This is a genomic window from Bifidobacterium intestinale (genome assembly GCF_023656765.1).
Taxonomy (GTDB): domain Bacteria; phylum Actinomycetota; class Actinomycetes; order Actinomycetales; family Bifidobacteriaceae; genus Bifidobacterium; species Bifidobacterium hominis.
The window spans coordinates 100,634-113,604 of record NZ_JAMOKR010000004.1; the positions used below are offsets into that span (position 1 = coordinate 100,634).

The window sequence follows — 12,971 nt, forward strand, 5'->3', positions numbered from 1 at the left end:
GGAGAACACGAAATATGGCTTTGACTCTGGCATCTGCAGCGCGTCTGCTCAGCGAGTACGGATTGCTGCGCGAAATCATCCAAGGAGACGCCTGGACGCTTGACGTGCAGACCATCAACGGATTCGACAAGCCGTTCGGTTCAATCACCTACGACACCAGGCAGGTCGTATCTGGCACGCTCCTGTGCTGCAAAGGCCGTTTCAAAGCGGAATATCTCAATGGCATCGATGATCGTGGTCTTGCCGCATACGTTGCGGAAAACGACTTCTCCGCAACAACGACGGCCCCTGGACTCATTGTGAACGACGCACGCAAGGCCATGAGCCTACTGTCCGCCGCGTTCTACGGCCATCCGCAGAATCAACTGAAAGTCGTCGGCATTACCGGTACCAAGGGGAAAACCACCACCGCCTATCTCACCCAGGCCATGCTCAACGGCTGCTCCGGAGGAAAATGCGCACTATTCTCCTCCGTCGACAATTGCCTTGACGGACATACCTATGTCGAATCCGACCTGACCACTCCGGAATCCATGGATGCGTTCCGTATGATGCGCGAGGCTGTTGACAATGGCATGGAATACCTGGTCATGGAGGTTTCGTCGCAGGCGTACAAAGTCGACCGTGTTTTCGGACTCACCTTCGACGTCGCCGCATTCCTCAATATCAGCCCGGACCATATCAGCCCCATTGAGCATCCGACATTCGAGGATTACTTCCACTGCAAACGTCAGATCGTAAAGAATTGCCGTTCTCTGGTTCTCGGCACGGCATGCGCACACGCCGATCTTATTCGTCAGGATGCTGCAATCGCCGATATTCCCGTCGCCACGTTCGCTCTTGGCGAAGCATCGGCCGCAGATGTGACCGCGTGGCCGAAATCCGCCGACCATAGTAGATTCGCCATTGCGCTGGAAGGTGAACAGATTGGCTCTCTCAGCCTGCAATTGGATGGCGATTTCAATTATGCGAACGCCGCCGCGGCCATTGCCATTGCGCATGCCGTTGGATTCGATTTCCACGAAACCGCCGCGAAGGAAGCGCTGCGCAATATGGAACCGGTACGTATCGCCGGTCGTATGGAGCATTTCCACGATACGAAATCGAATACCATCGCCATTGTCGATTACGCGCACAATTATGCTTCCGTAACGGCGTTGCTCGACTATGTTGACCAACGTTACGGCAAGGACGATCCTGAAGTCACGCTGGTCACTGGATCCGCAGGCAATAAAGCGTATGACCGCAGATCAGAAATCGTCAGGGCCGCGCAGAATCGCATCGACCATCTGATTCTCACCTTCGAAGACACGGATGATGAGCCTGTGGAACGCGTCTGCCAAGACATGCTTGACAGTGTCACCAATCCTGATCTGGATGCGAGAATCATTCTCGACCGTACGGAAGCAGTGGAATCGACCGTAGCAATCGATCGCAAGAATCCCAACCGCCTCCATATCATCCTCATCATCGGCAAAGGCAACGAGCGCTGGTTCAAAGACCACGGCAAGCATGTTCCCTTCGAAGGCGACGACCACATTGTGGAACGTATTTTTGAACTTGCCTGACCTGCGGCAACAGCCGACCAACATCGAGTAATCACCAACCATAAGGAACAATCCAACAATCATGATCACTCTTGAATTCACCGACGCGGCCACCATGGAGCAGCAGGCTGTGCAGGCGGGTCTTACCCTGCCCATCGAACAGACCGCAGTGTGGGCCAAATATCAGAACACCATTGACGGACGTACGCCGTGGGGTGCGTATGTGGTGAAGCAGGACGACGCCCCAATCGCATTCATCTCATTCATAGATTACGAAACCCATGGCTACCACTATTTGAGGTCCGTTCATGGTCCGGCTTGGCTTGACAAGCCTTCCGCACAGCTGGAAAAGCAGGTTCGTGACCTGCTTGTTGAGGATGTACGCAAGCGCGATAAAAACGTTGTGTTCCTGCGTATCGATTTATGGGATTTCGAAGGCTCGTTCCCGGTGCTTTCCACCGTTCCTTACAACGAGACCGTGTATGTGGACATCACCGGTGGTGATGAGGCGGTTCTTGCACGCATGAAGAAGCGTGGCCGCCGCGACGTACGTAAGGCGTTGAGGGAGAGTCCTGCCGCTTGCGCCGATGAGACCGCGCAGGCGATGGCTGATTTCTCCGAATACTACGAGGTCATGGTTGATACCGCCCGCCGTGATGGCTTCTCCCCCGCCCCGATGAGCGACTACGTCGATATGATCAGCAATCTTGGTCCTGATCATGCTCGCGTATTCGCGGCACGTATCGACGGCAAGGTCGTGGCATGGTCCATCGTCACCATCAATGGCGATCACGCGGTCTATTACTATGCGTGCATGCGCACGGAAATCATGAGCCAGCATGTTCCTGACAAGCTGATTTACGTTATATGCTGCGCGCTTGGAGAGCAGGGCTGCACTGTTCTCGATTTGATGGGCATCGGCAACGATTTCGCCCCTTCGCTCAAGAGCCTGAATGGGTTCAAAACGAAATTCTCAGAGAACATCGTACAGATTTCCGCAGGTCGCGATATCCCAGTCAAGAAAGCGTTCTACCGTTCGCTCACATTGCTGCAGTCGCTGCGTCGCAAACTGCGCAAGTAGTGATCGCACTGCACAATAGATAGTGCAAATATCATAACAAGAAGGATGCCGCGAAACCAGTTCGCTGCATCCTTTTTGTATTGCTTATGGACTGTTTACGAATGCATCGCCGATTGCAAGGATCTCAAGCGACGATGCACCATTCACATGCGTATATGCGATTACCGCACGCCATCGGAAGATGCATCATCCGCACGTTCAGTATCGGCAGCATCTTCGGAAACGTCAGTATCTTCATTTTCAGCAAGATCAGGACCGACACTGCCGAAATCGTTGATATCGAAATCAGGATTGGCGTCGGATTCGAAATCGAGATCCGCCTCGTCCTGATCCTTACGCGGCTCCGGCTCAACAGCCTCCTGGAAGACACGTTCCGACTTCGGCTTCTTCAAATCGGGATTGACTTTCTCTTCCAGCATGAGACGCGCATCGCCAGCCGTAGTGAAGCTACCGCAAATCAGCACACCGTGACCATAGCCAACGCCAAGCTCATCATCGGCGTCAACCATATTAACAGCCTCCTGAATGGCGTCCGGCAGTTCAGGAACACACGTAACCCTTTCCGCCCCAAACACGCGCTCGGCAATCTTTTTCAGATCTTCCGCAGGCATCACACGATCACGCCACGAATTCTCCGTAACGATCACATGGCTCAATAGCGGTTCAAGCACGCCCAAATACTCTTCGACCTGCTTGTCTCCCATCATGGCGATCACGCCAACGAGCTGCTGGAAATCGTAATTTTCCTCGATAGCGGCGCGCAACGATTCCGCAGCATTCACATTATGACCGCCGTCCAAAATAATGGTGGGAGACGTACGGATCTGCTCGATGCGGCCTGGAATCTTCACCGTGCTCAACGCCTCGGCCACAAGATCGCCATCGAGCGCACCGTTGACGGGAATCACCACTTCCGCCGCACACAGGGCCGCGAGCGCATTATGCGCCTGATGTTCGCCGAATTTGGCGACCGGCACTTCCGCGTATGTGCCATTCGGCGTACGCAAGGTCACAACCTGACCGCCGACTGCCGGAATGCGGGTCACGACTTCCGCTTCGATGCCGTCCCTCACCAGATTGGCATGGTTCTGCTTCGCCGCTTCTTCAATGATCGGCATGACGGCCTCTTCATGCGGTTGACGCCCGATGACCGCAGTGCAGCCAGGCTTGATAATGCCGACCTTTTCGGAAGCGATCTGTTCCACGGTATTGCCAAGCCATGCCATATGGTCCATATCGACCGGTCCAATAATGGCCGCATCGGCATCAAGCACGTTGGTGGCGTCCCAGCGGCCGCCCATGCCAACTTCAACGATGGCCACATCGACCGGAGCGTCGGCGAACTTCCAGATGGCCATGGCGGTGAGCACTTCGAAGAAGCTCATTTTCGGCTTGTCGAGTTCTTCCATCTTCATGTCGACCATGGCTACAAGGTCCTTGATCTGATCCCAGGTATCAACGAAATCGTCGTCGGAGAGCTGCTGCCCGTCGATGGCGATGCGCTCGTTGACATGTTCAAGATGCGGTGACGTGTACAAGCCGGTTCGCATGCCGTAGGCACGGCAGATCGCCTCGGCCATGCGTGCGGTAGACCCTTTGCCGTTGGTTCCGGTGATGTGAATCACACGGAACGACTGTTCGGGATGTCCCATGATGTCGAGGATCATCTTCATGCGTTGCAGGTCAAGATTGGTGGTATTGCGCTCTGATGGGCGGCTCATGATGTCGCGTTCGACGTCGATCATGCTTTCATTGTTGCGATTCGGATGTTCGAATGACATATTCTTTCGAATTCCTCCCCTACCTTGGAATTACTCACTCAATCTCCCTTATTCTATGTGCTTGCATGAACGTTGCGCGGCACAAAAAGTTATAGGATGGTTTGCGGTAATTGCGTAAGCATGGATAACAATATTCAGGAGATGTGATGAACGAAGTCATTACCGATAAAGACAAGGAGTATGAAGCCATGGAGCAGTCCAGCGCCCCCGGCCCCGATCAGGCGATGAGCGACCGTGTGAACAATCGTTCGCTGCGCCCGCGTTCCGAGGCGTTCAAGGAGTTCATGACCACCGGTTGGGATGATAATGAGCCGACTATTGAACCGTTGGAATCTTCCCATTACATTCAGGCTCGTCTTGACACGCTGGGTAAGGCTTTTCCCGGAGAGCGCATTGTAATTCCGGCCGGTCAGCCGAAGGTGCGCAACAACGACTGCGATTATGCGTTCCGTCCGGATACGACGTTTTCGTATTACACCGGTTTGGGTGAAGACTACGAGGCCGGTGCAGTACTGGTGTTGAATCCGGTTGATCCTGATTCTCCGGAGGCTGCGGCCGGCAAGACGCATGTGCCGGAATTGTTTGTGGCTCCGCGTGCGAACCATTACACGCAGGACTTTTTCATGGATGCCCATTATGGAGAATATTGGGTTGGACCTCGTGCCGGATTGCGGGAGATGACTGCAATGACCGGTATTGAGACCAATGACATTGCACAGCTGGCTGATGCATTGAGCAAGGATGTCGGTTCTGAGGCTGGTGCCGTGCGCGTGCGTGTGATTCGCGAGGCTGATCCGCAGATCACCGAAATGGTGGAGGATATTCGCGAGGCAAACGGCTTCGCCGATCCGGATGGCAATACCAATGCCGATGACAAGCTTCATGAGTTTGCCGCCGAGGCTCGCATGTGCAAGGACGAATATGAAATTCGTGAGATGCGCAAGGCCGTTGCCGCAACCAAGCATGGTTTCGACAATATTCTGCGCAAGCTGCCGTCATCGCTCGACAAGCCTCGTTCGGAACGTATGCTGGAAGGCGCGTTCAATGCCATTTCCCGCGAGGAAGGCAATGAGGTCGGCTACGATACGATTATCGCTTCCGGCGCTCATGCGCCGATTCTGCATTGGATGCGTAACACCGGTACCGTGGAGTCCGGCGATCTGCTGCTGATTGATGCCGGCGTGGAAGTCAATAGCTTGTATACGGCCGATATCACGCGCACGTTCCCGACCAACGGCAAGTTCACCGATTTCCAGAAGAAGCTGTATCAGGCGGTTTTGGATTCTCAGCAGGCAGGCTTCGAAGCCGCCAAGCCGGGTGCCACGTATTCCGACATTCATCATGCGTGCATGCGTGTGATCGCCGAACGTCTGCATGATTGGGGTATTCTCCCGGTCGATGTCGAGGAGTCGCTTTCTCCGGAAGGACAGCAGCATCGCCGTTGGCTCGCCTGTGGTGTGGCCCATCATCTTGGTTTGGATGTGCATGATTGCGCTCAGGCACGTTATGAGTCGTATCAGGGTGCCGCGATTCGTCCTGGCATGATTTTCACGATTGAGCCGGGTCTGTATTTCCGTGAGGATGATCTGTTGATTCCACCGGAGTATCGCGGCATCGGCATTCGCATTGAAGATGATGTGCTGATGACTGAGGATGGTCCGGAATGGATTTCCGCCGGCATTCCGAAGCAGATCGATGAGGTCGAAGAGTGGATGGCCAACATGGCTGCCGAAGGCGCAAAGGCCTGATATGCCAACGCCTGAATTCATTCTCGAGTTACGCAAGAAAGTCGGTCATGATCTCCTGTGGCTGATGGGCGTCTCCGGCTATGTCGAAGACGAGCAGGGTCGCGTGCTGCTCGGCAGACGTTCCGATACCGGGGAATGGGCCATGGTATATGGCATCAATGAGCCTGGCGAGGAACCTGCCGACACGGTGGCGCGTGAGGTCAAGGAAGAAACGGGCGTGGATGTTATCGTCACCGACTTGGTGTCGGTGAAGTCCTCACGCAGGGTGCTTACCTATGCGAACGGCGACAACACCATGTACATGGATCACCTGTTCGTGTGCAAGCCAGATCCGAATGGCAATGCCGAACCGTTCGTAGGTGACGAGGAAAGCCTCAACGTGGGCTGGTTTTCCCCCGACGACCTGCCTCAGCCCTTAGCCGACACCACAGTGGAACGCATGGGCTACGTGCGCGAGTACCTTAAGAACAGGGCAAACGGAGACGCACACGCACAGTTCTCCTTCAACGGCACGATTCGCTGAACACAGTCACAATTGAATATATAAACCAAGAGCTGGTGTGACGATCATGAACCGTCACACCAGCTCTTGTGTATGTCAGGAAGCCGCGAAACTCACTCCGGAATTAAATTCCTTTGGCGAGCAATTCGTGCAGCTGGGCGCGATGTTCTCGCTGTTCACGCGGATCAGGCACCGGCAGCGATGCCAACAACTTCTGCGTGTAGGGATTCTGCGGGTTATTCATAACCTGATCGGCATCACCATGTTCCACAATCTCACCCTTATGCATCACCATAATGCGATCGGCCAGCATATCGACCACAGCAAGATCATGGGTGATGAACAGGCATGCGAAACCTATTTCCGCCTGCAGTTTCTTGAACAGTTCCAACACCTTCGCCTGTACCGACACATCCAATGCAGAAGTCGGCTCGTCGGCGATAAGCAGGCTTGGCTTAAGCGCCAGTGCTCGCGCCAAGGAGGCACGCTGACGCTGACCGCCGGAAAGCTCGTGCGGGAATCGGTTCATATACGCACGCGGCAACTGCACCATTTCGAGCAGATCTCCCACATAGTCGCTCGCATCCGACACGGACGAGTACTTTTTATGCACAATCAGCGGTTCTGCCACATTCTCCGCGATTGTCATCAGCGGATTGAATGAGCTACCCGGGTCTTGGAACACAAAGCCAATATCAGCACGCTTGGGTTTGAACTGACGTTCCTTGACACCGTTCATTTCTACACCCAACACATTCAGGGAGCCACCGGACACCTTCTGCAAGCCCGCGATGGCACGACCAGTAGTGGATTTGCCTGAACCGGATTCGCCGACCAATCCCAGCACTTCAGAACGGCGAATAGTGAAATCAATGCCATTGACCGCCTTGAAATCAGGCTGCGTCAAATGCCCCGGATAGGTGATAGTCAGTCCCTTGGCCTCGACGGCAATGGGTTGGTCATGCCAATCCTTGCTGCGTTCAATCACCTTGCCCTGCTCATCACGAACGACCAGTTTCTGCCCGATACGCGGCACAGCTGCGAGCAACCGCTTGGTGTAATCGTCTTTTGGCGAGTAGAAGATCTGTTCGACGCTGCCCTGCTCGACCACATGACCTCGATACATGACCACCACTTCATCGGCGATATCGGCGATCACACCCATATTATGAGTAATAATCAGCACGGAAGCGCCGAATTCGTCGCGGGCAAGACGCAACAAGTCAAGGATTTCGGCCTGCACAGTCACGTCGAGTGCAGTAGTCGGTTCATCAGCCAGAATCAGACCTGGATTGAGCACCAACGCCATGGCGATGACGATACGCTGTTTTTGGCCGCCTGAGAACTGATGCGGATAGTAGTCAATTCGAGTTTCGGCATCAGGAATACCTACTTTTTTGAGGATATCCACGGACTTGGCACGAAGCTCCTTCTTGTCTTTCATGCCGTGAGCGCGAAGTCCCTCTTCGATTTGCCATCCGATGGTATACACCGGATTAAGTACCGAATTAGGTTCCTGGAACACCATGGCCGCTTCCGATCCGCGCATACGGCGCAGATCTTCTCCGGAAAGGGACAGCACGTCAAGCTGCTCATTGCCTTCACGGTTCGACAGATAAATCACGCCGGAAGTGGTTGCCGTCTCCGGCAACAGCTTGATAATCGAACGCGCGGTCACGGATTTTCCGGAACCTGATTCGCCAACCACACCTACCACGGTTTTGCGTGGGATGGTGAAGTTGATTTTGTCGATGGCTTTGATGGATCCTGCGTCGGTCATGAAGGAGACGCTCAGATCCTTGACTTGCGCAAGATTGGTTTGTTCGTCACTCATTGCGTCACTCTTCTTCCTTGGAGCCCCATTCGGAGGCGGTAAATGACGGGTCGCGATCCGTAACGGTCACTGGCTGATCGCTGGCTCCCATTGGATTCTTGGCGGCCTCGAGCTCGGCTACGACCTCGTTGCGAACGCCCGGCTTCTGGGTGGGATCAACCGAAGTATCTTCGATGGATCCAACCACCTCACCAGCGGATTTGCGTGCACGCAGACGCGGGTCGGCAAGGTCATTGAGGGATTCGCCCACCAAGGTGATGCCCAGAACAATCAATACGATGGCGATACCCGGGAACACTGCGGTCCACCAAATGCCTGCGGTGACGTCCGACACGGAACGATTCAGATCGTAACCCCATTCAGCGGCTGCGGTAGGCTCGATGCCGAATCCGAGGAAGCCCAATCCTGCAAGAGTCAGAATCGCTTCGGACGAGTTCAACGTCAGAATAACCGGTAACGTTCTGGTGGAGTTCTTAAGAAGGTGCTTGGTCATGATGCGCCATGTCGACGCGCCCACCACGCGAGCGGAATCAACGTAAGCGGATTCCTTGATGCGAATGACTTCGGATCGAATGGTACGGAAATACTGCGGAATATAAACCACGGTGATGGAGATACCCGACGCGAAAATGCCACTCCACAGACCAGACTGACCGCCGGAAATCATAATGGCCATCAAAATCGCAAGCAGCAGCGAGGGGAAAGAATAGATGGCGTCGGCGATCATGACAAGCACACGATCCACCCAGCCACCGAAATATCCGGAAACCAAACCGAGCAATACACCCGCGAAAATAGAAAGCAGCACAGCGATCACAATCGCAATGACAGCAGTACGAGAGCCCCAAATCACACGGCTGAACACGTCATAACCACCTGCGGTGGTACCCCAAATATGTTCGGATGAGGGTGCTGACTGAGCTGGGAATGAAACTCCATTGGCATCTTTGAGCTGCGCATAGCCGTACGGCGCAATCACGGGCGCAAACAAGGCCACGAGCAGGAAGAACGCAGTAAGCGACAGGCCGGTAATCAGCATGCCTTTCTGCCAGCCGACCGCTACGTGAAGCTCCTTGATGATCGGAATCTTGGTCCAGAACGGAGCTTTCCTGCTGATTTTGAGATCGTTCAGACGAGTGTCACCCGGGACGGTGACGTTATTTGCTGATGCAGTCATATCAGTACCTCACTCTCGGATCCACCAACGCAGCGATAACGTCAACGATGAAGTTGACGACGGCCACGATGATGGCGATCAGAATCACAATGCCCTGCACAGCTACGAAGTCACGCGCCTTCAGATATTGGGACAACATGAATCCGAGTCCCTTCCATTCGAAGGTGGTTTCGGTAAGCACCGCGCCGGCGAGCATCAATGCGATCTGCATACCCATAACGGTGATGATTGGAATAAGAGCCGGCCTCCATGCGTGCTTGCTGATCAGACGCTTTTCGGAGACGCCACGCGAACGCGCAGCCTCGACGTAGCCGGAATTGTAGGTGGAAATCACATTGGTACGTACCAAACGAATAAACACGCCTGCGGTGAGCAATCCCAACGCCAGTGCAGGAAGTACGGCGTGACTCAACACGTCGGTAAGCACGCTCATATCACCCAGCTGCAGTGCATCGATAATGTAGAAGCCGGTCGGAGAGACGAGTCGGCTGAACTGCATTTCCGAAGACAACGAGCATCGACCGGATGCCGGCAACACGTTCAGCCAAATGGCGAAAATGAGTTTGAGGACCAATCCCAAGAAGAACACGGGGGTGGCGTAGCACAGAATGGCAAAGGTTCGAATGCCCGCATCGGCAGCGTGATCGCGTCTGCACGCAGCTACACGACCTAAGCCGATACCTACGATCAAAGCAACAATGAGCGATAGGAGCGCCAACTCGAAAGTCGCTGATCCGTAATGAACAAGAATGCTGATAACCGGCTGATTATCAGTCAATGTAGTGCCGAGATCCCCATGGAGCAAACCCCCAAGGTAATCGATATATTGCACAATAAGAGGACGGTCGTAGCCGGCCGCATGAACACGCTTTTGCAACTCGTCAGGGGTAAGACGACCACCCAATGCCGCAGAAATAGGATCGCCTGTAGCTCGCATCACAAAAAACACGACGGTGACGAGAATGAAAACGGTTGGAATAATGAGATAGTTAAGCCCATATCAGGAATCGACGTTCTTCATGACACGCCGAAACACGGAACTTGCATCAAGTAATTAACGTCGTTAATATATCAACTAGTTCAACGAGGGATCCATGCACTGTCGCAGGGAGGTGTCATGAGTAGTTACAGCGCTCAGCAGTCATCGATTTCAGAAAACAATCGTTCCAGGATTTTGCAATACCTCTATCACAACGGCATCAGCTCACGTGCGCAGATCGCCAAAGCCATCGGACTTACGCCCGCGGCCATCACGAAAATCACCGCGAAACTGCTATTCAGAAACGTTATCGAAGAAACCGGAGATATGGAAGGCGATAAGAACCGCCGTTCCATCGGACTGAACCTCAATTGCGCGAAATACCATGTCGTAGGAGTGAAATTCGCACGAAGCCTGGTTCAGATCGCAGTGTTCGATCTGAAATGTAACCGCATCTCGCTTACCGATCTGCCGACCGTCGACGAAAAGAACATTCCAGAAACGGTGGAACAGATCCGCTCCACCGTGCGCCAGCTCATTGCCGACGATCCAAGCATCGTGGCGGTCGGCATGGCCGTTCCCGGTCCATATTTAGTGGAGGAAGGCCACACCGCGCTCGTCTCATCCATGCAGGGTTGGAGGCGAGTCAACTTCATCAAGGAATTCAGCGAAGCCTTCAATGTGCCCGTATTCGTGGAGCAGGACGCACGCGCAGGCGCCCTGGCACAGTTCCTGTTCAACCCGGAGCTGTCCGAAGGATCCCTCGCCTACTATCTGCTTGGCGAAGGCATTGGCCTCGGCATCATCGATAACGGTTCAATCTATTACGGGGCGCATGGCACGGCCACCGAAATCGGCCACATCTCCGTCGACGTCAACGGCAAACCCTGCGATTGCGGCAATGTCGGGTGCCTGGAACGCTACTGCTCGGCCAATGCGATCCACGAGCGGCTCAACGAGCAGCCAAGCATTGTCCCAGGATGCGAAACCATGACCCACGCACGGGCATGCACCGCACTGTTCGCCAAGGTTTCCGCGGGAGACAAGGCAGCCACGGAACTGACTTCCGAAGTCGCACGATATATCGGTTATGGCGCGGTCAACATCATCAACGCCTTCAATCCGACGCATATCGTGTTGGGAGACATCATTTCCCAAGCAGGCCAACCCCTGCTCGACGAAGTCAAGAAAGTCGTTCGTGAGCGCACCATTCCCGAAGTCGGGAACGATACCGAAATCACTCTGTCCAGCCTTCCAACGGACGCCACCGTCACCGGCGCCGCAGCCGTGGCCATCACCAGTTTTCTAGAACATCCTTCGATGTTCTTTGACGTCGCATAGCACGCCACAACCAAAGAAAGGAACACCATGTCCAAGCCAATCGTCATCTCTCTCGGCGAAATCCTATGGGATATGCTCCCCACCGGCAAGCGCGCCGGCGGCGCGCCCGTCAATTTCGCATATCATGCGTCCCAGAATGGCGCGGAAAGCTTCGCCATCAGCGCGGTCGGCAACGACGAGCTGGGCAATGAGCTGCTTGCAGACGCCCACAAGGCCGGCGTCAACACGCTGGTGCAGGTCAACGAATACCCGACCGGCACGGTTGACGTGGCCCTGACCAACGGCATTCCGGAATACACCATCGTCGAAAACGTGGCTTGGGACCACATCAAGCTCACCGACGAGCTCGTCGAAGCCGTGTCCAAGGCCGACGCCGTCTGTTTCGGCACCTTGGGTCTGCGCTCCCCCGAATCCCACGACACCATCGTCGAACTGCTCAAGCACACCAAGGAAAGCGCACTGAAGTTCTTCGACATCAACCTGCGCGCCAACTTCTACTCCAATGAGCTCATCGAAGAGCTGCTCGACTACGCAAACATCTTCAAGATCAACGACGAAGAGCTGATCATGATGCGCGACATGTTCTCCATTCCTAAGTGCAATGACGAAGAGGCATGTAAGTGGTTCATCGACCGCTTCAACCTCGAGTACATCATTCTGACCGGCGGTGCCACGTTCAGCACCATCACTGCCAAGAATGGCGAAGTCTCCACCCTGCTGACCCCGCATGTCGAGGTTGCAGATACCGTCGGTGCCGGCGATTCCTTCTCCGGATCCTTCACCGGCAAGCTGCTGAACGGCGCACCGCTCAAGGAAGCGCATCGTGCGGCTGTGAACACCGCCGCCTACGTGTGCACCAAGGAAGGCGGCTGGCCAACCTACCCTGCGGAAGGCGTTCCGGATTATCTCGCCGAAGCCGGCAAGTAAGCCCAGATTTTCCTTTCATCATCATCAACGAGGCCATGTCTGCCATCATGGCCT

The 12,971-nt window shown here is 54.6% G+C and carries 10 protein-coding genes; 6 read left to right on the top strand and 4 right to left on the bottom strand.

Annotation, left to right across the window (positions count from 1 at the left end; genetic code table 11):
• The first annotated feature begins 14 nt into the window (after positions 1-14).
• Together NBH13_RS06390 and NBH13_RS06395 are read left to right on the top strand one after the other, a co-directional pair.
• Positions 15-1,568: a UDP-N-acetylmuramoyl-L-alanyl-D-glutamate--2,6-diaminopimelate ligase gene (locus tag NBH13_RS06390; RefSeq protein ID WP_099571314.1), complete on the top strand. Its 1,554-nt coding sequence runs from the start codon at positions 15-17 to the stop codon at positions 1,566-1,568.
• A 61-nt stretch (positions 1,569-1,629) separates the two neighbouring features.
• Positions 1,630-2,628, top strand: coding sequence for a lipid II:glycine glycyltransferase FemX (locus NBH13_RS06395; RefSeq protein ID WP_099595191.1), 999 nt, complete (start codon positions 1,630-1,632; stop codon positions 2,626-2,628).
• Between the two features lie 161 nt (positions 2,629-2,789).
• Here NBH13_RS06395 and NBH13_RS06400 read toward each other — a convergent pair whose 3' ends face one another.
• On the bottom strand, positions 2,790-4,409 hold the full coding sequence (locus tag NBH13_RS06400; protein WP_236824323.1) for a bifunctional folylpolyglutamate synthase/dihydrofolate synthase: 1,620 nt from the start codon (positions 4,407-4,409) through the stop codon (positions 2,790-2,792).
• Positions 4,410-4,555: 146 nt separating this feature from the next.
• On the opposite strand from NBH13_RS06400, the gene NBH13_RS06405 reads away from it, so the two are divergent.
• Together NBH13_RS06405 and NBH13_RS06410 are read left to right on the top strand one after the other, a co-directional pair.
• Positions 4,556-6,157, top strand: a complete 1,602-nt coding sequence (locus NBH13_RS06405; RefSeq protein ID WP_250779319.1) for an aminopeptidase P family protein — start codon at positions 4,556-4,558, stop codon at positions 6,155-6,157.
• A gap of 1 nt (position 6,158) precedes the next feature.
• Positions 6,159-6,680 carry an NUDIX hydrolase gene (locus tag NBH13_RS06410; protein WP_099571317.1) on the top strand — a complete coding sequence of 174 codons (522 nt, stop codon included), beginning with the start codon at positions 6,159-6,161 and terminating at the stop codon, positions 6,678-6,680.
• A gap of 103 nt (positions 6,681-6,783) precedes the next feature.
• Here the strand turns inward: NBH13_RS06410 and NBH13_RS06415 are convergent, their stop codons facing one another.
• From NBH13_RS06415 to NBH13_RS06425, 3 genes are read right to left on the bottom strand one after another with little or no spacing between them, the layout of a single operon-like run.
• Positions 6,784-8,493: a dipeptide ABC transporter ATP-binding protein gene (locus tag NBH13_RS06415; protein WP_099571318.1), complete on the bottom strand. Its 1,710-nt coding sequence runs from the start codon at positions 8,491-8,493 to the stop codon at positions 6,784-6,786.
• 4 nt (positions 8,494-8,497) lie between these two features.
• Positions 8,498-9,670 (bottom strand): ABC transporter permease, encoded by a 1,173-nt coding sequence (locus NBH13_RS06420; protein WP_099571319.1) that lies wholly within the window; start codon positions 9,668-9,670, stop codon positions 8,498-8,500.
• 1 nt (position 9,671) lies between these two features.
• Complete coding sequence (locus NBH13_RS06425) at positions 9,672-10,652, bottom strand: ABC transporter permease (RefSeq protein ID WP_294447910.1); 981 nt, start codon at positions 10,650-10,652, stop codon at positions 9,672-9,674.
• A 135-nt stretch (positions 10,653-10,787) separates the two neighbouring features.
• Here NBH13_RS06425 and NBH13_RS06430 point away from each other — a divergent pair, with 135 nt between their 5' ends.
• Together NBH13_RS06430 and NBH13_RS06435 are read left to right on the top strand one after the other, a co-directional pair.
• The gene (locus NBH13_RS06430; RefSeq protein ID WP_250779321.1) at positions 10,788-11,990 is read left to right on the top strand and encodes an ROK family transcriptional regulator; all 1,203 of its coding nucleotides are present in this window, start codon (positions 10,788-10,790) and stop codon (positions 11,988-11,990) included.
• 27 nt (positions 11,991-12,017) lie between these two features.
• The gene (locus NBH13_RS06435; RefSeq protein WP_144171355.1) at positions 12,018-12,917 is read left to right on the top strand and encodes a carbohydrate kinase family protein; all 900 of its coding nucleotides are present in this window, start codon (positions 12,018-12,020) and stop codon (positions 12,915-12,917) included.
• The last annotated feature ends 54 nt before the right edge of the window (positions 12,918-12,971 follow it).

Bases quoted from the DNA above. Each gene is read 5' to 3' on its own strand.
- NBH13_RS06390 (WP_099571314.1), top strand. From the start codon at position 15: ATGGCTTTGACTCTGGCATCTGCAGCGCGTCTGCTCAGCGAGTACGGA.
- NBH13_RS06395 (WP_099595191.1), top strand. From the start codon at position 1,630: ATGATCACTCTTGAATTCACCGACGCGGCCACCATGGAGCAGCAGGCT.
- NBH13_RS06400 (WP_236824323.1), bottom strand. From the start codon at position 4,409: ATGTCATTCGAACATCCGAATCGCAACAATGAAAGCATGATCGACGTC.
- NBH13_RS06405 (WP_250779319.1), top strand. From the start codon at position 4,556: ATGAACGAAGTCATTACCGATAAAGACAAGGAGTATGAAGCCATGGAG.
- NBH13_RS06410 (WP_099571317.1), top strand. From the start codon at position 6,159: ATGCCAACGCCTGAATTCATTCTCGAGTTACGCAAGAAAGTCGGTCAT.
- NBH13_RS06415 (WP_099571318.1), bottom strand. From the start codon at position 8,493: ATGAGTGACGAACAAACCAATCTTGCGCAAGTCAAGGATCTGAGCGTC.
- NBH13_RS06420 (WP_099571319.1), bottom strand. From the start codon at position 9,670: ATGACTGCATCAGCAAATAACGTCACCGTCCCGGGTGACACTCGTCTG.
- NBH13_RS06430 (WP_250779321.1), top strand. From the start codon at position 10,788: ATGAGTAGTTACAGCGCTCAGCAGTCATCGATTTCAGAAAACAATCGT.
- NBH13_RS06435 (WP_144171355.1), top strand. From the start codon at position 12,018: ATGTCCAAGCCAATCGTCATCTCTCTCGGCGAAATCCTATGGGATATG.